This is a genomic window from Flavobacterium commune (assembly GCF_001857965.1).
Taxonomy (GTDB): domain Bacteria; phylum Bacteroidota; class Bacteroidia; order Flavobacteriales; family Flavobacteriaceae; genus Flavobacterium; species Flavobacterium commune.
The window spans coordinates 2,545,425-2,562,972 of the sequence record NZ_CP017774.1 but is presented as its reverse complement, the minus strand read 5'-3'; the positions used below and the strand labels follow the sequence as shown (position 1 = coordinate 2,562,972).

General features: G+C 34.9%; 20 protein-coding genes. 12 read left to right on the top strand and 8 right to left on the bottom strand.

Translation table 11 applies throughout. From position 1 onward, the window contains the following. Positions 1 to 45 precede the first annotated feature (45 nt). Positions 46 to 477, top strand: a complete 432-nt coding sequence (locus BIW12_RS10715; RefSeq protein ID WP_071185105.1) for a hypothetical protein — start codon at positions 46 to 48, stop codon at positions 475 to 477. 49 nt (positions 478 to 526) lie between these two features. On the opposite strand, the gene hemL is transcribed toward BIW12_RS10715, so the two are convergent. The 4 genes from hemL to BIW12_RS10695 form a co-directional block, all read right to left on the bottom strand. Continuing rightward, positions 527 to 1,813, bottom strand: a complete 1,287-nt coding sequence (gene hemL, locus BIW12_RS10710) for a glutamate-1-semialdehyde 2,1-aminomutase (protein ID WP_071185104.1) — start codon at positions 1,811 to 1,813, stop codon at positions 527 to 529. 89 nt (positions 1,814 to 1,902) lie between these two features. After that, positions 1,903 to 2,733, bottom strand: a complete 831-nt coding sequence (locus BIW12_RS10705) for a glucosaminidase domain-containing protein (RefSeq protein ID WP_071185103.1) — start codon at positions 2,731 to 2,733, stop codon at positions 1,903 to 1,905. Further along, positions 2,726 to 3,622: a 1-aminocyclopropane-1-carboxylate deaminase/D-cysteine desulfhydrase gene (locus BIW12_RS10700; protein WP_157499545.1), complete on the bottom strand. Its 897-nt coding sequence runs from the start codon at positions 3,620 to 3,622 to the stop codon at positions 2,726 to 2,728. Before BIW12_RS10700 ends, BIW12_RS10705 begins: the two co-directional genes overlap by 8 nt. 250 nt (positions 3,623 to 3,872) lie before the next feature. Further along, positions 3,873 to 4,202 (bottom strand): hypothetical protein, encoded by a 330-nt coding sequence (locus BIW12_RS10695; protein WP_071185101.1) that lies wholly within the window; start codon positions 4,200 to 4,202, stop codon positions 3,873 to 3,875. A 48-nt stretch (positions 4,203 to 4,250) separates the two neighbouring features. On the opposite strand from BIW12_RS10695, the gene BIW12_RS10690 reads away from it, so the two are divergent. The 4 genes from BIW12_RS10690 to BIW12_RS10675 all read left to right on the top strand — a co-directional run bounded on the left by BIW12_RS10690 (position 4,251) and on the right by BIW12_RS10675 (position 6,974). Further along, complete coding sequence (locus BIW12_RS10690) at positions 4,251 to 4,433, top strand: DUF5522 domain-containing protein (protein WP_071185100.1); 183 nt, start codon at positions 4,251 to 4,253, stop codon at positions 4,431 to 4,433. 89 nt (positions 4,434 to 4,522) lie between these two features. After that, a complete protein-coding gene (locus BIW12_RS10685) occupies positions 4,523 to 5,059 on the top strand; it encodes a DUF4136 domain-containing protein (RefSeq protein WP_071185099.1) in 537 nt (178 codons plus the stop codon). A 234-nt stretch (positions 5,060 to 5,293) separates the two neighbouring features. Continuing rightward, on the top strand, positions 5,294 to 6,538 hold the full coding sequence (gene ilvA / locus BIW12_RS10680; RefSeq protein WP_071185098.1) for a threonine ammonia-lyase IlvA: 1,245 nt from the start codon (positions 5,294 to 5,296) through the stop codon (positions 6,536 to 6,538). 37 nt (positions 6,539 to 6,575) lie between these two features. Further along, positions 6,576 to 6,974 carry a group III truncated hemoglobin gene (locus tag BIW12_RS10675; RefSeq protein ID WP_071185097.1) on the top strand — a complete coding sequence of 133 codons (399 nt, stop codon included), beginning with the start codon at positions 6,576 to 6,578 and terminating at the stop codon, positions 6,972 to 6,974. A gap of 5 nt (positions 6,975 to 6,979) precedes the next feature. Here BIW12_RS10675 and BIW12_RS10670 read toward each other — a convergent pair whose 3' ends face one another. From BIW12_RS10670 to BIW12_RS10660, 3 genes are all read right to left on the bottom strand, one after another. Continuing rightward, the gene (locus BIW12_RS10670; protein ID WP_071185096.1) at positions 6,980 to 7,600 is read right to left on the bottom strand and encodes a DUF4230 domain-containing protein; all 621 of its coding nucleotides are present in this window, start codon (positions 7,598 to 7,600) and stop codon (positions 6,980 to 6,982) included. Between the two features lie 2 nt (positions 7,601 to 7,602). Then, positions 7,603 to 8,565, bottom strand: coding sequence for a GSCFA domain-containing protein (locus tag BIW12_RS10665; protein ID WP_071185095.1), 963 nt, complete (start codon positions 8,563 to 8,565; stop codon positions 7,603 to 7,605). A gap of 257 nt (positions 8,566 to 8,822) precedes the next feature. Further along, a complete protein-coding gene (locus BIW12_RS10660; RefSeq protein WP_071186331.1) occupies positions 8,823 to 9,593 on the bottom strand; it encodes a hypothetical protein in 771 nt (256 codons plus the stop codon). 401 nt (positions 9,594 to 9,994) lie between these two features. Here BIW12_RS10660 and BIW12_RS10655 point away from each other — a divergent pair, with 401 nt between their 5' ends. Continuing rightward, a complete protein-coding gene (locus BIW12_RS10655) occupies positions 9,995 to 10,378 on the top strand; it encodes a hypothetical protein (RefSeq protein ID WP_140484990.1) in 384 nt (127 codons plus the stop codon). A gap of 89 nt (positions 10,379 to 10,467) precedes the next feature. On the opposite strand, the gene alaS is transcribed toward BIW12_RS10655, so the two are convergent. Continuing rightward, positions 10,468 to 13,104 (bottom strand): alanine--tRNA ligase, encoded by a 2,637-nt coding sequence (alaS, locus tag BIW12_RS10650; protein ID WP_071185093.1) that lies wholly within the window; start codon positions 13,102 to 13,104, stop codon positions 10,468 to 10,470. A gap of 220 nt (positions 13,105 to 13,324) precedes the next feature. On the opposite strand from alaS, the gene BIW12_RS10645 reads away from it, so the two are divergent. The 6 genes from BIW12_RS10645 to BIW12_RS10620 all read left to right on the top strand — a co-directional run bounded on the left by BIW12_RS10645 (position 13,325) and on the right by BIW12_RS10620 (position 17,490). After that, positions 13,325 to 14,302, top strand: a complete 978-nt coding sequence (locus tag BIW12_RS10645; RefSeq protein WP_071185092.1) for a M23 family metallopeptidase — start codon at positions 13,325 to 13,327, stop codon at positions 14,300 to 14,302. A gap of 148 nt (positions 14,303 to 14,450) precedes the next feature. Next, positions 14,451 to 14,783 (top strand): MerR family transcriptional regulator, encoded by a 333-nt coding sequence (locus BIW12_RS10640; protein WP_026713247.1) that lies wholly within the window; start codon positions 14,451 to 14,453, stop codon positions 14,781 to 14,783. 61 nt (positions 14,784 to 14,844) lie between these two features. Beyond that, complete coding sequence (locus BIW12_RS10635) at positions 14,845 to 15,438, top strand: LemA family protein (protein WP_071185091.1); 594 nt, start codon at positions 14,845 to 14,847, stop codon at positions 15,436 to 15,438. A 58-nt stretch (positions 15,439 to 15,496) separates the two neighbouring features. Then, a complete protein-coding gene (locus BIW12_RS10630) occupies positions 15,497 to 15,934 on the top strand; it encodes a TPM domain-containing protein (protein ID WP_071185090.1) in 438 nt (145 codons plus the stop codon). 3 nt (positions 15,935 to 15,937) lie between these two features. Next, the gene (locus tag BIW12_RS10625; protein ID WP_071185089.1) at positions 15,938 to 16,783 is read left to right on the top strand and encodes a TPM domain-containing protein; all 846 of its coding nucleotides are present in this window, start codon (positions 15,938 to 15,940) and stop codon (positions 16,781 to 16,783) included. Positions 16,784 to 17,076: 293 nt separating this feature from the next. Then, positions 17,077 to 17,490 carry an RrF2 family transcriptional regulator gene (locus BIW12_RS10620; protein ID WP_071185088.1) on the top strand — a complete coding sequence of 138 codons (414 nt, stop codon included), beginning with the start codon at positions 17,077 to 17,079 and terminating at the stop codon, positions 17,488 to 17,490. Positions 17,491 to 17,548: the final 58 nt, after the last annotated feature.

The following is a 17,548-nucleotide window of genomic DNA, read 5'->3' as shown; positions in this document are numbered from 1 at the left end:
TTTATTATCTTACTGCTATAACTTTTAACATAAATCAAAAAAGAAATGAAAAAACTAATTATTGCCGCATTATTGGTTGTTGGAGTATCAAGTTTTGCTCAGGAAAACAACGACAGACCACAGAGAGCCAACATGGAAAGAATGACTCCGGAACAGCGCTCAGAACAACGTATCGCAAGAATGACTAAGGAATTGAATCTGGATGCAAAACAACAGGAACAGCTAAAACAACTTTATGCTGAGCAAGCTGCCCAAAGAGCTAACAGACAAAACAACCAAGGTCAGGGCAGAGAAAATATGGAGGCTCAAAGAAAAGCAATGGAAGATAAAATGAAAGCTATTTTAACTCCGGAGCAACTAACAAAATGGAAAAGCAGCCAGGACAAAATGAGAGAAAGAATGCAGCAAAGAATGGGTGACAGACAAGGTGGCGGAATGGGTGACGACAGACCTGCTGGTGGAAATATGGAAAACTAAAAAAAAGCTTCGAGAAACTAAACTCGAAGCTTTTTTTTACCCTTTTATATTACAATGTCTTTGAAACTTTATCAATTGCATTGATTGTAAAATCCAAATCTTCATAACTCAAAGCATCGGTGATGAACCAGGTTTCGTAAGCTGAAGGCGCAATATAAACACCTTCCTGTAACAATCCATGGAAGAATTTCTTGAAAGTATCATTATCACCTTTAGCAGCCGTTTGAAAATCAACAACAGGACTGGCATCAAAATGTACCGAAATCATAGAACCTACTCTATTAATAGTATAAACAACATTGTTTGCTTGTAAAACTTTATGAATTCCGACTTCTAAATAAGCTGTTTTTTCTTCTAATCTTTGAAAAATAGCTGTATCATTATTTAAAGATTCCAGCATTGCTTTACCAGCAGCCATTGCTAGTGGATTTCCCGATAAAGTTCCCGCCTGATAAACAGGACCAAGCGGAGCCAGATAATTCATAATTTCTTCTCTGGCAGCAAAAGCTCCCACTGGTAATCCGCCACCAATTACTTTTCCGAAACAAACAATATCAGCATTGATGTTTAATAACTCCTGAGCACCACCTCTAGCTAATCTAAAACCGGTCATTACCTCATCAAAAATCAGTAAGATTCCGTTCTCAGAACACAATTGACGTACACCTTCTAAAAAGCCTTTGCTTGGCGGCACACAACCCATATTTCCTGCAACTGGTTCTACTATAATGGCTGCAATTTCGTTCGAATTTGCTTCGATTAAACTGCGTACATTTTCTAAATCATTGTATTTAGCCAACAAGGTATCCTTAGCTGTTCCAGCAGTTACACCCGGACTATTAGGAGTTCCAAAGGTCATTGCCCCGCTTCCGGCCTGAATCAGGAAAGAATCAGAATGCCCGTGATAACAACCTGCAAATTTTATAATTTTATCTCTTTTTGTAAATCCGCGTGCCAATCTTACCGCACTCATACAGGCTTCAGTACCTGAATTTACAAAACGGATTTTATCAATATTAGGAACCATCGATACCGCCAAAGCAGCAATTTGAGTTTCTAATTCCGTAGGCATCCCAAAAGAAGTTCCCAGTTTAGCTTTCTCAGTTACCGCCTGAACTACTGGCTCATAAGCATGTCCCAAAATCATCGGTCCCCAGGAATTAATATAATCAATCAATCGGTTTCCGTCTTCATCATACAAATAAGCACCTTTGGCTTGTTTTACAAAAATAGGTGTTCCTCCTACCGATTTGAATGCTCTAACCGGCGAATTTACGCCTCCCGGAATTACTTTTTCTGCTTCAGCAAACAGCTGACTACTTCTTTGGTATAACATTTTTAATTTAAAATTTCTGATTTTAGAGTTTAGAATTTAGATTTACAATCTTGACTTCTAACAACTCATTATTTTTTTATAACTTATAATTACTTCACTTTCAACTTTTGCCCTACAAAAAGAGTATTATCCGAAAGATTATTTTTTTGCTTTAAATCATCCACTAACAGATTGTATTTTTTGGAAATAGAATACAAAGTATCTCCTTTCTGAACTTCATAAAAAGTATCATTTCCGGAATTTCTAACTACAATTCTTCGATTCTGATTTTCCACAGGCACATAATTTGTTCCCAAAACCTGAGCATCATATTGACCTAAATTGTAACGTTCTATATAAGAAATCAATTTGTCTGGATATCTCGGATCAGTTGCATAACCTGCCTTTCTCAAACCTTTTGCCCAAGCCTGATAATCGTCTTTATCCAGTTCAAACAAGCTGGCATACCTGACTTTGCCTTTTAAAAACAATGCATGATCTCTGTAAGATTCGGAAACTTTATCGTATTTTCTAAAACATTCCTGACTGGAATCGTCATCATGTCTTACCGAATCTCCTTTCCAGTCGGCGTGGCATTTGATACCAAAATGATTGTTAGCACTTTCAGCTAATTTTCCTCTTCCCGCCCCTGATTCTAAAATTCCCTGAGCCAATATAATACTTGCCGGAATTCCATAGGTTTTCATATTACTCATCGCAATATCTTTGTATTGCAACACATAACCATTAACAACATCATTTGTAACCACCGTTCTCGAAGTAGATTCAATTACTTCATTGCGACCTTTGTATTTTTTATTTTTTTGAGAATAAGCAGTGTTTTTACCGGATCCTTTTTTAGTTGTTACAATTGGAGATTTTGTAGCATTACAACTAATCAGCGTCAGAAGAATAAATAAAAGTAGGTTTTTCTTAAACATCAATATTTATTGTTGGTAATTGTTTGTTTTTCAATCGCTCATTCATGCCAAAAATGCCTTGCAATCCACCAGTGTGAATAAGCAAAATATTGGAATGAGCCGGAAAATAATTCTTTTGTATCAAATCCATAACACCAAAAACCATTTTTCCGGTATAAACAGGATCTAACGGAATTTGATTTTCAATATAAAACTGATTGATAAAATAAATCAAATCTTCATTGACCTTGCCATATCCGCCAAAATGATAATCAGTTAGTAACTCCCAATTTTGATTTTGCACAAAAATACGGATTTCATCTTGTAAAAAATCACCTTTTAAAGCCGGAAATCCTAAAACTTTTTGATGCGGCAACGCGCTGTTAATAATTCCCGAAATGGTTCCGCCCGTTCCTACCGCACAACAAATATAATCAAACGCGCTATCCTCATCGGTTAAAATTTCCTGACAGCCTTCTATGGCCAAAGCATTCGTTCCCCCTTCGGGAACCAAATAAAAATCTCCAAATTGTTGTTTCAATTCATCTAAAAACGAAGATTCACTTTTTAATCGATATTCTTCACGGGAAATAAATTCAAATTGCATTCCGCATTCCTGAGCAAATTGGAGCGTTGGATTACTATCGATTTTATCTCTTAATTCATCGCCACGGATAATCCCAATGGATTGAAGTCCTTGCTCCTGAGCCGCAAAAGCTACAGCGGCAATATGATTAGAAAAAGCACCACCAAAAGTAAGCAGCGTTTTTTTATTTTCAGCTTTCGCCTGAAGCAAATTGTACTTTAACTTTCGAAACTTATTTCCCGAAACCACCGGATGCAGTAAATCTTCCCTTTTAATGGTAACAGCAATCGAATTAGGAAATATTATTTGCAGTTTTTGATTCAAAGCATTTATTTTTTTGACAAAGGTAAAACTTATAGCTTTAAAATAGTGAAAACTTTTTTTAACCCCGAGTTCACTGTGAATTATATGATGACTGTGATAATTTTTAATACCGCAGATTTTCAGATTTTTTTCCCTTCTTTGAATTAAAAAAAATCACGAAAAGCTTTGCTTACCCTACAATAAATAATTCAAAAACAACTATTAAAAAATCTGCGAATCTGCAGTATTAAAAAACTTCTAAACTTTGCGATTAAAACAAATACTTCCAAAAACTAAAAAACCTTCTTTTTTTAAGATAATCCATATCAATTTCGTTGCTATATGCCTCTCTTTCAAAAGAAATATTTCGATAGGCACGATTTTTGTTACGAAATTGTAATAAGCGAACAAGATATTCAAGGAAGTACCAAATAAAAAAAGGAAGTATCAATAATTCTATTTGTTGCCGTAAGTGAATGCGTTCGTGATTGATAAAAACTGGATTTTGTTTATCAATCCGATGTTTCAAAAACACAAATGGATAAGCCGTTAATCCACGGTATCCTTTTGGTATTAAATACTTGTTAACAACAAAAAACATTGGTTCTTAAATTTATAAATTTGTGTAAACTAACAACAAAACCTATTAATGATTGAACAAAGTAATGAAAATAAATTAATAGAAGGAGAAGATTTCTATTACACAGCCGAAGGATACAAATGTTTTACTGAAAAATACCACTTAAAGAGAGGCTATTGTTGCAAGAGTGGTTGCCGTCATTGTCCTTATGGATACGACAAAAAAACAGGTACAAATAAGAAATCGTTATAAAAACAACCCGAATCTATTTATCTTATTTTAGCGTATATAAAAACATAACCCATTTTTATTCATATATTTAACAATCAAACAATTGCATTATGAAAACACTCAAAATACTACCGCTTTTATTTATTTTTCTATTGAGTTCCTGTAGCTCTGTTAGGGTTTATTCTGATTTTGACAGTCGTGCTGATTTTAGTCAATACAAAACCTATGCTTTTCACAAAAAAGGCATTGATCGGGTTCAAATATCTGAATTAGACAAAAAAAGAATACTACATGCTATTGACAACGAATTGAGTAAAAAAGGCATGAGCAAAAGTGAAAATCCTGATTTACTAATCAATTTTTTCACCAAAGAGAGAGAACAACTTGACGTGAACCAATTCAATATGGGTTGGGGTTACGGTTGGGGTTGGGGATGGAATCCTTTCTTATGGGGCGGCAACACCTATGTTAGCTCATCAACCCAAGGCACACTGTATATCGATTTAATCGATGCTAAGAAAAAAGAGTTGATTTGGCAAGGTGAAGGAGTTGGAACCCTAACTGAAAATCGAAGAGAGAAAGAAAACCAAATCAATGAGTTTGTTGCCAAAATTCTGGCGCAATTCCCACCTACTGAAAAAAAATAAATCATATTCTTTCACCAAGCCTAAAGGGTGTAAAATTGATTTAAAATTTTTAAAAGACCTAAAATATAAAATGATATATTTGTAATACAATCATAAAAAATGAACAACACGATTAACATAGGTATCACAATTAACATTATTATCCAATAATAATGACGGAGTGTTATGTAAATAAGTAATCAAGATACCATTTATTCAACCTCCCAATACGGGAGGTTTTTTTATACCAATAAAATGAAACTACTAAACCAAATACAAGAAGCCAAAAAGCAATTACAGGGCGTGGTCATGGAGACACCGCTATCGGAAAATTTGAATCTATCAACCGAATTCAATGCCCGAATTCTATTAAAAAGAGAAGATTTACAAACGGTACGTTCCTATAAAATCAGAGGAGCTTACAACAAAATCAGCACGCTTAGCCCTGAAGAACAAGATCAGGGTGTAATATGTGCTAGTGCCGGAAATCATGCGCAGGGCGTTGCTTATTCCTGTAAATTACTTCAGATAAAAGGCAAAATATACATGCCTAAAACCACACCGAAGCAAAAAATAAAACAAGTCAAACTTTTTGGAGGTTCCTTTGTAGAAATTGTGCTTACAGGAGATACTTTTGACGATGCTTACGCCGCTGCATTGGCTGATGCTACCAAAAACAAGATGCCTTTCATCCATCCTTTTGATGACATTAAAGTTATTGCCGGTCAGGGAACGGTAGGTCTTGAAATTCTGGAAAGCTATAAAAAACCTATTGATTATGTATTTGTTCCCATAGGCGGCGGCGGACTAGCCTCAGGGCTTTCGGAAGTTTTCAGGTATTTGAGTCCTAATACTAAAATCATTGGCGTTGAGCCCGAAGGTGCTTCTTCGATGAAAACATCTATAGAAAATGGAAAAGTGACCATTTTAGAAAACATCGACAAATTTGTTGACGGAGCAGCCGTAAAACAAGTGGGGAAAATGACTTTTGACATTTGTAAAAAAAACCTAAGCGACATTATTCTTGTTCCTGAAGGAAAAGTATGTACCACTATTTTGCGTTTGTACAACGAAGAAGCCATGGTAGTAGAACCCGCAGGGGCATTGACTATTTCGGCATTGGATTTTTATAAAGAAAAAATAAAAGGAAAAACCGTAGTGTGCATTGTTAGCGGAAGTAACAACGACATTGAACGTACCGCCGAAATAAAAGAACGCTCTTTGCTTTACGAAGGATTGATGCACTATTTTATGATTCAGTTTCCGCAACGTCCGGGTGCTTTAAAAGAATTTGTCAACGACATTTTAGGTCCTGACGATGATATTACTTATTTTCAGTTTACAAAGAAAAACAATCGCGAAGTAGGCCCTGCCGTTGTAGGATTGGAACTCAAAAACAAAAACGATATTATTGCTATAAAAACCAAAATGGACAACAAAGGTTTTGAATACAAATACCTCAACGAAAAACAAGACTTATTTCATCAATTAATTGGCTAAAAACAAGCTAACTTTGTAATTCATTATTCCAGAAAACATGAGCGATTTAGCCGATATTAAAAATCTTGACGACATCAAATTATTAGTAGATAGTTTCTATGCTAAAGTACGAGAAGACAACTTAATTGGACCTGTTTTTAATGAAAAAATAGGCCCTAATTGGCCGGCACATTTAGAAAGAATGTACCGTTTTTGGCAAACCATCTTACTCGAAGAACACACCTACTCAGGCAGTCCGTTTCCTCCGCACAAGCATTTGCCGGTAGAAAAAGAGCATTTTAATCGTTGGATGGAAATTTTTACCGAAACTATCGATGCTTTATTCCAAGGAAAACTAGCAGAAGAAGCAAAACTCCGAGCTAAAAACATGGCAGAAATGTTCTTTTACAAAATTGAGTATTTCAGAAATGGCGGACGGAATTTTTTCGAAAACTAAATCAACTATAATTTCACCTGTTGCCCTAAATCTTTTTCAGTTTCAATAACTTTGCCTTCGTATTGTAATTTCCACCCCATAGTGTTGGTCAGAATCAAAATTTTAGAAAGTTCGCTAATGAGTCGGTTTTGGGCATTAGATTTTAAGGTTGATTTAGCTATTTTCTTTGCCAAATTAGCCTTAACCTGCTTGTTGATTTTATTGTAATCATCGCCCGTAAAAGGATTCAGTTTGCTTTGTTCTACATCATAAAACTGAATATCGGGACTGATTTTTATTTCTTCTTTTGGAATACTTACAATAGTGATTATTTTGTTTTTTTCGTCAATATCATACTTCATTTGGTGCAAATCATAAGCCACGGTCACATCGGCATTGACCACAATGAGCGCTTTTTTTTCAAAAGAAACCATATCCAACAGGTATTTTTGCTGATTTTTATAGGTAATCACTTCTGAGAAATGCCCCTCGGTAACGACTAATTTACCAACGTTTACAATTTGCTGCTGAATCAGATTGGTATTGTAACTAATAGCATCTTCATCGCTTTTTTTGAAATCACAAAATTTAAATAACAAGACGGCTGCCACTATAACTGCGGCTCCAATAAGTATGTTTTTTATCATAATTAAAATTTCATAAATGGATATTCCGAACACAATTTAGTAATTCCTGCCTGAAGTTTGGCTAGAAATTTTTGATGACTTTCTGATTCTGGCTTAAAAGACCGATGGGATAAGCTTTTTTGAATTCCTTCCACTTGCTCCATAACAATAAAAGCAGTTTTTGAAATGGAAGTTTCCTTAAATCGCTGCCAGATGTAATTTATTGCCACTTGGTTAGGATGCAGCATGTCTTCGGCATAAAAGCGATAATCACGTAATTCGTCCATCATAATTTCGTAACTGGGAAAATAAATGGCGGAATTTACATTGCAGAAAGCAGAATCCCCTAAAACCTGATGAATTGCACTAATTAAATGGGCTTTACTCCTTTGATTTTCTACAACGCCATCTTTGATATGACGCACTGGTGAAACAGTGAATGTAAATTTTGCCTCGGGATTTAGCGACTGAATTAAACGAAATGTATTCTGAATTGCGGTTTGAATGCTGTCAATCGATAAAATTTCCTTTGTAAATTGCTTCTGGGGTAGTTTATGACAATTGGCCACTATTTCTCCGCTTTCGATATGACGATATACCCAAGCCGTTCCGTAAGTAATTAGAAAATGGCTGGACTGGATTATTTGCTGATGTGTTGCAACAACTAATTCATTTAATAATTGTAAAAAAATTGCTTTATCAGAATTTGAAAGTTCCGAATGAACTTCAAAACAATGCCATGAATCATTGAGAACGAAAATATCTTTTTCGCTAAAAAACTGTTTAGTAACGGCTCTTGAAATTAATTTTTCAATCGAAACGGGATTAAAAATAATCCCAAACGGATTGCAAGCATTTTGAAATTTAAAATACTCCAATTTTTCGGCCATATTTACCGCAAAACAAGAACCCAAACTTAAAATTCCTGAATGATAATCAACAGGAAACGGACTTTCTAAAATGGGTATTGGGGTACGAAATTGCATTGCAGTTTTTTACCAAAAATAAGTATAATAATATTTATTATAATGAGTCTTATACCAACTTTTTTTTGCAAACAATTAAACATAAATAATGTTGCTTTTTAAACCATATAAGCCATATAAGTTTTAGCTTATCTAGTCTTACTTACATAAACTTTGAGTTGCTGTTTTATAATATATTAAGACCATATAAGTATCGATACACCAAACAACAAAACTTATATAACTTACAGACTTACAAACTGCTTTAAAACCGATAACTAATACAAATATTGGATTTTAGAATAATTTGAATTTCCTACACTCGATTCCGAAACCTGTTCAGTAGGATAATTATCGGCATCGTATTTATAGGTTGTTGGATACAAATTTGCCGAAGCAATTGTTTCTTCTCCATTTACAACCTTAGTTTCAACAACGGTTAAAACAACATTGTTTTTAGAAACTAAAGCAGCATTATCCAATAATTGGTTGTAACCTAAAATAGCACAATACGGATTATTATAAGTATCGTACTCATAAGTAGTTTTAGAAGTAGAAAGCACTCCTTCATCAACATTATCAAAAGTACGCTCCACCTTGATTAAATTTTTATTCTTAAAAAACAAGGTTCCATGATGTACCATTTGCTCCTGATTTTGAGTATCGATCTTGAATTTTTCATACAAAACCGTTTCACTGTTTTCATGAGTGTAATAAATCACATAATGATCGGACGAAGTTATTTTAACTAATTTATCATCAAGATAAGTATATTGTAATGTAACACTAAGTTGTGTTTGCTTATTATACTTAACAATTTTAGTAATCAAGCCGTCAGTATAGGTATAATCAATTCTTTCCTTTGAATTATCGGCACTTAACAATTGATTTTGATTGTATGTAAAAACGGAATTTTCTGAAACACCATTCTCGGTAGATTCAATAATTTTGACAAAATTCTTTCCTTTAATTTCTTTTTCATTGGAACAAGAACTAAAAAGAACAGCAACTATTGAAATGAAAACAAATATTCTATTTAATTTTCTCATGGTTTTATAGGTTAATTTGAACATAGCATATTGGGGACTTCAAAACTATATATTAAATACAGCTAAGCCAACAAAACAAGTTCAACAACCTAAAAACTCGTTAAAAAGAATATTTCAAACAACAATTACTGCAAAATATCGAAACATTTTCTATATCAGGGTTTAACCTCATCAAATTGTTAATTCGTTTTTGCAAAACTTCTTAGGCTAAATTCGACCTGAACTCAAACGAACTCTAATTTGGTACTTCAAAAAGAATTACTGATGCAAACCAACTACTTATTTTATCGACAAAATACATAGCCCAAGCGATTTAAAGAGTATTTTATCCTTTCAACGATTTTAAATGGTGAACTCATTTATTGCTTTTACTTTTGATAATGAATACTACAACCAACACCATGAAAAACATATTCAACCCAATTTACAGACAAGATTATTTAGAAGGTTATTCTAAAGGTCTTGATCCTTATTCGAAAGTAAAAAGCGACACAGCCAATACTGCTTTTAATGACGGATTTAACTCCGGTAGAGTTGATTACGAAAGTGTAAATGGCTGCATCCTTGACGGAATTCCGAAAAAAATCATCACCGAAAAAATCTTAGAAGAATTCCTAATGGCAGGCTTACTGGGTATTAATATTGACACCGAAGGTTATACCCATTTCCAGATAAGTGTTTTAGTGAAGTGGTATCAAAGTGGTATTGAAAAATACGATCCTAAAGAAAACAATTACTTACTGGATATTCTGGAAGAAAACGGAATTGAACTAAACCATTCCTAAAAATAACTTTTTCATACTTAAAAAGAGAAACCCTTTTAGTTTGCTTACACATTCTAAAAGGGTTTCTTGATTTTTATAAAACTTAAATTTTACTTCACAAAGTCAATTGCTTTTGATAAAGCATCCGGGATTCCGGCTGCGTTTTTACCTCCTGCAGTTGCAAAGAACGGCTGTCCTCCACCCCCACCTTGGATAAACTTCCCTAATTCACGAACTACCTGACCTGCATTTAGATTTTTCTCAGCCACTAATTCTTTAGAAATATAACAGCTTAACATTGGTTTTCCTTCTTCGGCTGTAGCCAAAACTAAAAACAGATTATCTCCTAAATTCCCTAATTCATAAGCCAAATCTTTTGCTCCCTCTGGGTTCAAATCAACTTGTTTAGCTAAAAATTGAACCCCGTTTACTTGTTGAAGTTCGTTTGCCAATTCCGCTTTCATATTTTTCGCTTTCTCTTTCAACAAAGCTTCCACTTGTTTTTTCAATTTGGCATTTTCATCCTGTAAAGAAACTACTGCTTTAACCGTATCTTGTGGATTCTTCAATGCCGTTTTAATTTCGTCTAACAATTCTTCCTGCGAAGCAAAAAACTGTCTTACGCCATCTCCGGTAATCGCTTCAATACGACGGATTCCTGCCGCTACTGCTCCTTCAGAAACAATTTTGAAAGACCAAATATCAGCGGTATTGTTTACGTGGATTCCTCCACACAATTCCATGCTGTCTCCAAATTTAATTGCACGTACATTATCACCATATTTTTCTCCAAACAAAGCCATTGCTCCTTCGTCTAAAGCTTGTTGGATAGGAATACTTCTTCTTTCGATCAATGGCAATTGCTCTTGAATTCGAGCATTTACAAAATCCTCTACTTGCTGCAATTCTTCATCAGTTACTTTAGAAAAATGAGAAAAGTCAAAACGTAAATTTTTTGGGTTTACCAAAGATCCTTTTTGCTCCACATGCGTTCCTAAAATACTTCTCAACGCCTGGTGCATCAAGTGTGTCGCCGAGTGATTTTTAGAAGTCGCCGCTCTTAAATCGGTATTAACTTTGGCTACGAAAGAGGCGTTTACATTTTCCGGCAATTTTTTAGTAAAATGCAAGATTAGATTATTCTCTTTCTTGGTATCTATAATTTCAATGGTTTCATTAGCCGAAACCAATGTTCCTTTATCTCCTACTTGTCCTCCTCCTTCTGGGTAAAATGGCGTTGCATCTAAAACGATTTGGTACAAAACACCATCTTTTTTAGAATCTACTTTACGAATACGAGTGATTTTTACTTCGTTTTCTACTTGATCGTAACCTACAAAAGACTCTATATTCCCGTCAACCATGATTTTCCAGTCATCAGTAGAAACTTCTGAAGCCGCACGAGAACGCGATTTTTGTTCTTGCATCGCTTTATCAAAACCAGCTTCGTCCAGACTGAATCCTCTTTCTCTAAGAATCAAAGCGGTTAAATCAATTGGGAAACCAAAAGTATCATACAATTCGAATGCTTTTGTTCCTGCTACTTCTTTTCCTTTAGTCTCAGCCATTACATTTTCCAACAATTGCAATCCTTGATCTAAAGTTCTTAAGAAAGAAGCTTCTTCTTCACGAATTACATTGGTAACCAAAGTTTGTTGCTTTTTGATTTCCGGGAAAAATTCACCCATTTGATCTGCTAAAACAGCAACCAATTGATTGATAAAAGGTTCTTTAGTATTTAGAAAAGTAAAACCGTAACGAATAGCACGACGCAAAATACGACGAATTACATAACCTGCTCCAGTGTTAGATGGCAACTGTCCGTCAGCAATAGCAAAGGCTACGGCACGAACGTGATCCACCACTACACGAATCGCAATATTGGTTTTATTCTGCTCTTCTGAAATATTTTTTATTTCATTTGAGGTGTATTTCAATCCTGTAATTTGCTCCACTTTTTCAATAAGTGGTGTAAATACATCGGTATCATAATTAGATGTTACATTTTGCATCGCCATACACAAACGTTCAAATCCCATTCCGGTATCTACGTGTTGTGCCGGTAACTTTTCCAATGAACCATCGGCTTTACGGTTGAATTCCATAAATACGTTGTTCCAGATCTCCACTACCTGCGGATGATCGGCATTGACTAAACTAAAACCTGAAATTGCAGCTCTTTCAGCATCAGTACGCAAATCGATATGAATTTCCGAACATGGTCCACAAGGTCCCTGATCTCCCATTTCCCAGAAATTGTCTTTTTTGTTTCCAAGGATAATACGATCTTCAGATACAAATTGTTTCCAAATATCAAAAGCTTCCTGATCAAAAGGTACATTCTCTGCTTCGTTACCTTCAAAAACAGAAACATACAAACGGTCTTTGTCTAATTTCAACACTTCTGTTAAAAATTCCCAAGCCCACGGAATAGCCTCTTTTTTGAAATAATCTCCAAAAGACCAGTTCCCTAACATTTCGAACATCGTATGATGGTAAGTATCAAAACCTACATCTTCTAAGTCGTTGTGTTTTCCTGAAACACGAAGGCATTTTTGCGTATCAGTAATACGATTGCTTTTTGGCGTGGCGTTTCCTAAAAAATATTCTTTAAACTGAGCCATTCCTGAGTTATTAAACATCAGGGTTGGATCGTCTTTTAGAACAATAGGTGCCGAAGGAACAATTAAATGTCCTTTACTTTCAAAGAATTGTAAATACGCTTTGCGAATGTCTTGTGATTTCATTTTTATATTTTTTTGCCACTAAGGCGCTAAGGCACAAAGTTTTTATTTATTTTTTGTAAAACTCCTAAATTCAACAATTTTTAAATCCTTGAATTTTTAAATTTTGTCAATCAATTTTATGTTATATTTAATACTAAAAAAAGGGCGGAACAACTAAAACATTTATTAAATTTGTTGCAATGTGCTTTTTTAGAGGTGCAAAAATAGGGTATTTTAAAATATGGCGAAAGTAAAATATTATTACGATTCTGAAAATCTGGCTTATCGCAAAATCAAAGTCAAAAAAAGAACAAAATTTGGCTTTGTAGCCTTATTTTTGTTGGCTTCCGCTTTATTTGGTTTTATCAGTTTTGTAGTTTTGTTAAACACCCCTTATTTTGACACTCCAAAAGACCGTCTTTTGATTCGGGAAATTGAAAATTTAAAATTAAACTATGCTTTTTTGAATAAAAAAATAGATCAACTGGACAATGTAGTGGAAGCTATTGAAGAGCGTGACAACAACCTGTATCGCACTTATTTTAATACAGCGCCCATTCCTGAAGAAGAAAGAAAAGCAGGCTACAAGGGTGCAAATAAGTACAAAGCGCTTCAGGGATACAACAACAGCCAACTGGTTTTACAAACCACTAAAAGAGTCGATATTTTAACAAAAGAGCTCGTAATTCAATCGCAATCATTAGATTATATTTTAAAATTAGCCAAAGAGAAAAACAAATTACTGGCCGCTATTCCGGCCATTCAGCCGGTTAGAAATGAAAATTTAAAACACATGGCTTCCGGTTTTGGTTATCGCACTGATCCTTTTACCAAAGCTAGAAAAATGCACAAAGGCATGGATTTTACAGCTAAACAGGGTACTCCTATATTCGCCACCGGAGATGGGGTCATTGCACGGGCCGACAATACCGCTTCGGGATATGGAAACCATATTGTTATCAGACATGGTTATGGATACGAAACCTTATATGCCCATTTGAGCAAATACAAATGTCAAAGGGGACAAAGAGTAAAACGTGGGGACATTATTGGATTAGTAGGAAGCACAGGAAGATCCGAAGCACCACATTTGCATTATGAAGTTCACAAAGACGGTCGGGTGGTGAATCCGCTTAATTTTTATTATGGCAATATTTCGGCAGTGGAATACGTTGCCATTTCAAAATTGGCCAACCAGGAAAACCAATCGCTGGATTAGTTTTTAGTACTTAGTATCTGATCCTATAGTGATTAGTAACAAGTAATTGAAAATTTAGATACCATAATTAATAATAGATGATAAAAACAATATAAAAAAAAGACTGGGAACTAAGGACTAGTAACTACGGACTAAAAAAATAACAAAAATGCACATAGAATTACAACCCGGCAAAAGATATTACAGCATCGGCGAGGTGGCGAAAGCCTTTGACGTCAATGCATCTCTTATTCGTTTTTGGGATAGCGAATTTGACATTCTCAAACCCAAAAAGAATGCTAAAGGCAATAGAATGTTTACTCCTGAAGACATCAAAAATCTCCAATTAATTTACCATTTGGTTAAAGAAAGAGGATTCACGCTAGAAGGAGCTAAAACCCATTTGAAAGAAGGTCAGAAAAAAACGCTAGACAAATTTGAAATCATCAGTAAACTGGAAGCAATCAAAGTACAGCTGACTAATATTAAAAATGAGCTTTAGTCAATATCAATTTTGAAATAAATAAAAACAATAAATATTAAACTTTAAATTAAACAGAAACATGGATTTTAAAAAATTTTTACCTTGGATTATTTTAGCAATTATCATTATTGGTGGTTATAGCTGGGTTAAAGGAATTAACAACACTGCAGTGACTCTAGGTCAGGATGTAGAACAATCTTGGGGAGATGTGCAAACTTCTTATCAAAGACGTAATGACTTAATAGGAAACTTAGTAAATACCGTTAAAGGAGCTGCTGATTTTGAAAAAAGCACTTTAACAGCTGTTATCGAAGCTCGTGCTAAGGCTACACAAACTACAATTGACCCAACTAATATTACACCAGAACAATTAGCAGCGTTTAACTCAGCTCAAAGTGGCTTAAGCAGTTCTTTGTCTCGTTTATTAATTACGGTAGAAAAATATCCCGATTTGAAAGCCAATCAAAATTTCTTAAAATTACAAGACGAATTGGCCAGTACTGAAAACCAAATTTTAACGGCTCGTACTCGTTTTAATGAAGCGGTAAAACCATACAATACGCACATCAAAACGTTTCCAAATACCCTATTTGCTGGAATTTTTGGTTTCAAAGAAAAAGCCTATTTCAACGCTGTTGAAGGTGCTGATAAACCAGTGGAAGTAAAATTCTAATCCTCCCCAACCCCTCCAGAGGAGGGGCTTTTTAATAGGTATTAAAAAAACAAAACAAATGTCAAAAGTAGAAGATTTTTTAACCAAAGAGGAAGAACAAGAAATTGTTGAAGCTATCCGAATAGCTGAAAAAAACACCTCCGGCGAGATTAGAGTCCATATTGAAAGAACAACTTCTATGGACACCTACGATCGTGCGAAGGAAATTTTCCATGAACTTAAAATGGATGAAACCGAATTAAAAAACGGCGTGTTAATTTATCTGGCGGTTGACGATCATAACTTTGTGATATGCGGAGACAAGGGAATCAACGATGTTGTTGAAGCCGATTTTTGGAATTGTACCCGTGATGCTATGGTTGCTCAATTCAAGCAACATAAATTCAAACAAGGACTTGTTGACGGGATTCTAAGAGCCGGAGAACAGCTTAAAAAATATTTCCCTTGGCAGGAAGGTGACAGCAACGAATTATCTAACGAAATCTCAAAAGGATAAATAATGAAAATTCCAACACAGAAAAACTCAAATTCCAAAGGAATTTTTCAATTTGTACTCTTACTATCTGTACTTTTTTCCTGCAATTGCATCTTTTCACAATTTACAATTCCAGAAAAACCAAAAGACCCCAGTTTACAGACTTCGGTTTATGACTATGCCAATCTTTTTAGCACCAACGAAAAAACGCAATTAGAAGAAAAACTCATTCGATATTCTGATACAACCACAACACAAATTGTGGTTATTACAATAGAGAGTTTAAAAGGCGAAGACGTTAGTTTACTCGCTACCAAATGGGGACACACCTGGGGAGTTGGAGGAACTAAAAAAGACGATAATGGCGTAATTATCTTAATATCTAAAAACGACCGAAAAATTGCCATCAATCCGGGTTATGGTTTAGAAGACCGATTGACGGCCGGAATTGGCGGTGAAATTATCCGAAACATCATCATTCCTGAATTCAAAGCCGGTAGTTATTACAACGGAGTTAACAAAGGAACCGACGCCTTGTTTGATGTTTTTAAAGGCAAATACAAAGGCACTCGAAAACAAGCCAAACAAGAACAAGATTTCCCATTTCTCCCTTTTATCATCATCATTGCTTTTATTTTGATTTTAGCATCCAGAAACAAAGGTGGCGGTAGTGGAAACTCCGGAAATAGTGGTGGCGGAGGTCCCAGTTTATTAGATGTTATTATCCTGAGTAATCTGGGACGCAATAGCGGTGGTTTTGGAGGAGGCTTCGGTGGAGGTTCTTCTGGTGGTGGATTTGGTGGAGGCGGCTTCGGTGGAGGCTTTGGCGGCGGAGGTTTCTCTGGCGGCGGTTCCAGCGGAAGTTGGTAATTTTTTATATAACTTTCATTGAGAATGGCACACAGATGAAACGGATTTTCGCAGATTATCATTTACAAAAAACTAAAAAAATCCGTTTTTATCTGTTCAATCAGTATCATCTGTGGCCTATTTTTTCATTTGGTCCGCTTAGCGGACAGCCATAATTTTTTATTCAAACACAATCATAATAAACCATTGGCTACAGCTAATGGTTTATTTATTTTAAAAATTCCTTGACTCCTTTATAAAATTATTTATCTTTATCCTGAATTTATCTGAACCACATAAGATAACCCACACAAATGCTTTCACAAAAAACCAAATACGCACTTAAAGCCCTACTCTATTTAGCGCAACAAGATGTCAATCATATTTCTAAAACCACTGATATAGCTGAAGCAGCTAATATTCCTAAAAAGTTTTTAGAACAAATTCTTTTAGACTTAAAACGTGGGCATTTAGTAGGCAGTAAGCAAGGGAAATTTGGCGGATATTACCTTTTAAAATCAGGAAACGAAATTACACTAGCTGATATTCACCGATTATTTGACGGTGCTATTGCTTTACTACCTTGTGCTTCTATCAATTTTTACGAGCGTTGTTTAGATTGCAAAGACGAGTCGGAATGCCTGCTACGACACGGATTAATCACTATTAGGGAAGAAACTTTAAAAGCAATGCAAGGCATTACGATAACCTCATTAGTAAAAAAATAAAAAAATATATTTTAATTTCTACTAATTATATAGAATTAATTATATACATTTGCCCCAG

Bases quoted from the DNA above. Each gene is read 5' to 3' on its own strand.
- hemL (WP_071185104.1), bottom strand. From the start codon at position 1,813: ATGTTATACCAAAGAAGTAGTCAGCTGTTTGCTGAAGCAGAAAAAGTA.
- BIW12_RS10660 (WP_071186331.1), bottom strand. From the start codon at position 9,593: ATGAGAAAATTAAATAGAATATTTGTTTTCATTTCAATAGTTGCTGTT.
- BIW12_RS10675 (WP_071185097.1), top strand. From the start codon at position 6,576: ATGAGCGATTTAGCCGATATTAAAAATCTTGACGACATCAAATTATTA.
- BIW12_RS10690 (WP_071185100.1), top strand. From the start codon at position 4,251: ATGATTGAACAAAGTAATGAAAATAAATTAATAGAAGGAGAAGATTTC.
- BIW12_RS10630 (WP_071185090.1), top strand. From the start codon at position 15,497: ATGTCAAAAGTAGAAGATTTTTTAACCAAAGAGGAAGAACAAGAAATT.
- BIW12_RS10620 (WP_071185088.1), top strand. From the start codon at position 17,077: ATGCTTTCACAAAAAACCAAATACGCACTTAAAGCCCTACTCTATTTA.
- BIW12_RS10705 (WP_071185103.1), bottom strand. From the start codon at position 2,733: ATGTTTAAGAAAAACCTACTTTTATTTATTCTTCTGACGCTGATTAGT.
- BIW12_RS10670 (WP_071185096.1), bottom strand. From the start codon at position 7,600: ATGATAAAAAACATACTTATTGGAGCCGCAGTTATAGTGGCAGCCGTC.
- BIW12_RS10625 (WP_071185089.1), top strand. From the start codon at position 15,938: ATGAAAATTCCAACACAGAAAAACTCAAATTCCAAAGGAATTTTTCAA.
- BIW12_RS10685 (WP_071185099.1), top strand. From the start codon at position 4,523: ATGAAAACACTCAAAATACTACCGCTTTTATTTATTTTTCTATTGAGT.
- BIW12_RS10665 (WP_071185095.1), bottom strand. From the start codon at position 8,565: ATGCAATTTCGTACCCCAATACCCATTTTAGAAAGTCCGTTTCCTGTT.
- BIW12_RS10715 (WP_071185105.1), top strand. From the start codon at position 46: ATGAAAAAACTAATTATTGCCGCATTATTGGTTGTTGGAGTATCAAGT.
- BIW12_RS10655 (WP_140484990.1), top strand. From the start codon at position 9,995: ATGAAAAACATATTCAACCCAATTTACAGACAAGATTATTTAGAAGGT.
- BIW12_RS10635 (WP_071185091.1), top strand. From the start codon at position 14,845: ATGGATTTTAAAAAATTTTTACCTTGGATTATTTTAGCAATTATCATT.
- BIW12_RS10645 (WP_071185092.1), top strand. From the start codon at position 13,325: ATGGCGAAAGTAAAATATTATTACGATTCTGAAAATCTGGCTTATCGC.
- ilvA (WP_071185098.1), top strand. From the start codon at position 5,294: ATGAAACTACTAAACCAAATACAAGAAGCCAAAAAGCAATTACAGGGC.
- BIW12_RS10695 (WP_071185101.1), bottom strand. From the start codon at position 4,202: ATGTTTTTTGTTGTTAACAAGTATTTAATACCAAAAGGATACCGTGGA.
- BIW12_RS10640 (WP_026713247.1), top strand. From the start codon at position 14,451: ATGCACATAGAATTACAACCCGGCAAAAGATATTACAGCATCGGCGAG.
- alaS (WP_071185093.1), bottom strand. From the start codon at position 13,104: ATGAAATCACAAGACATTCGCAAAGCGTATTTACAATTCTTTGAAAGT.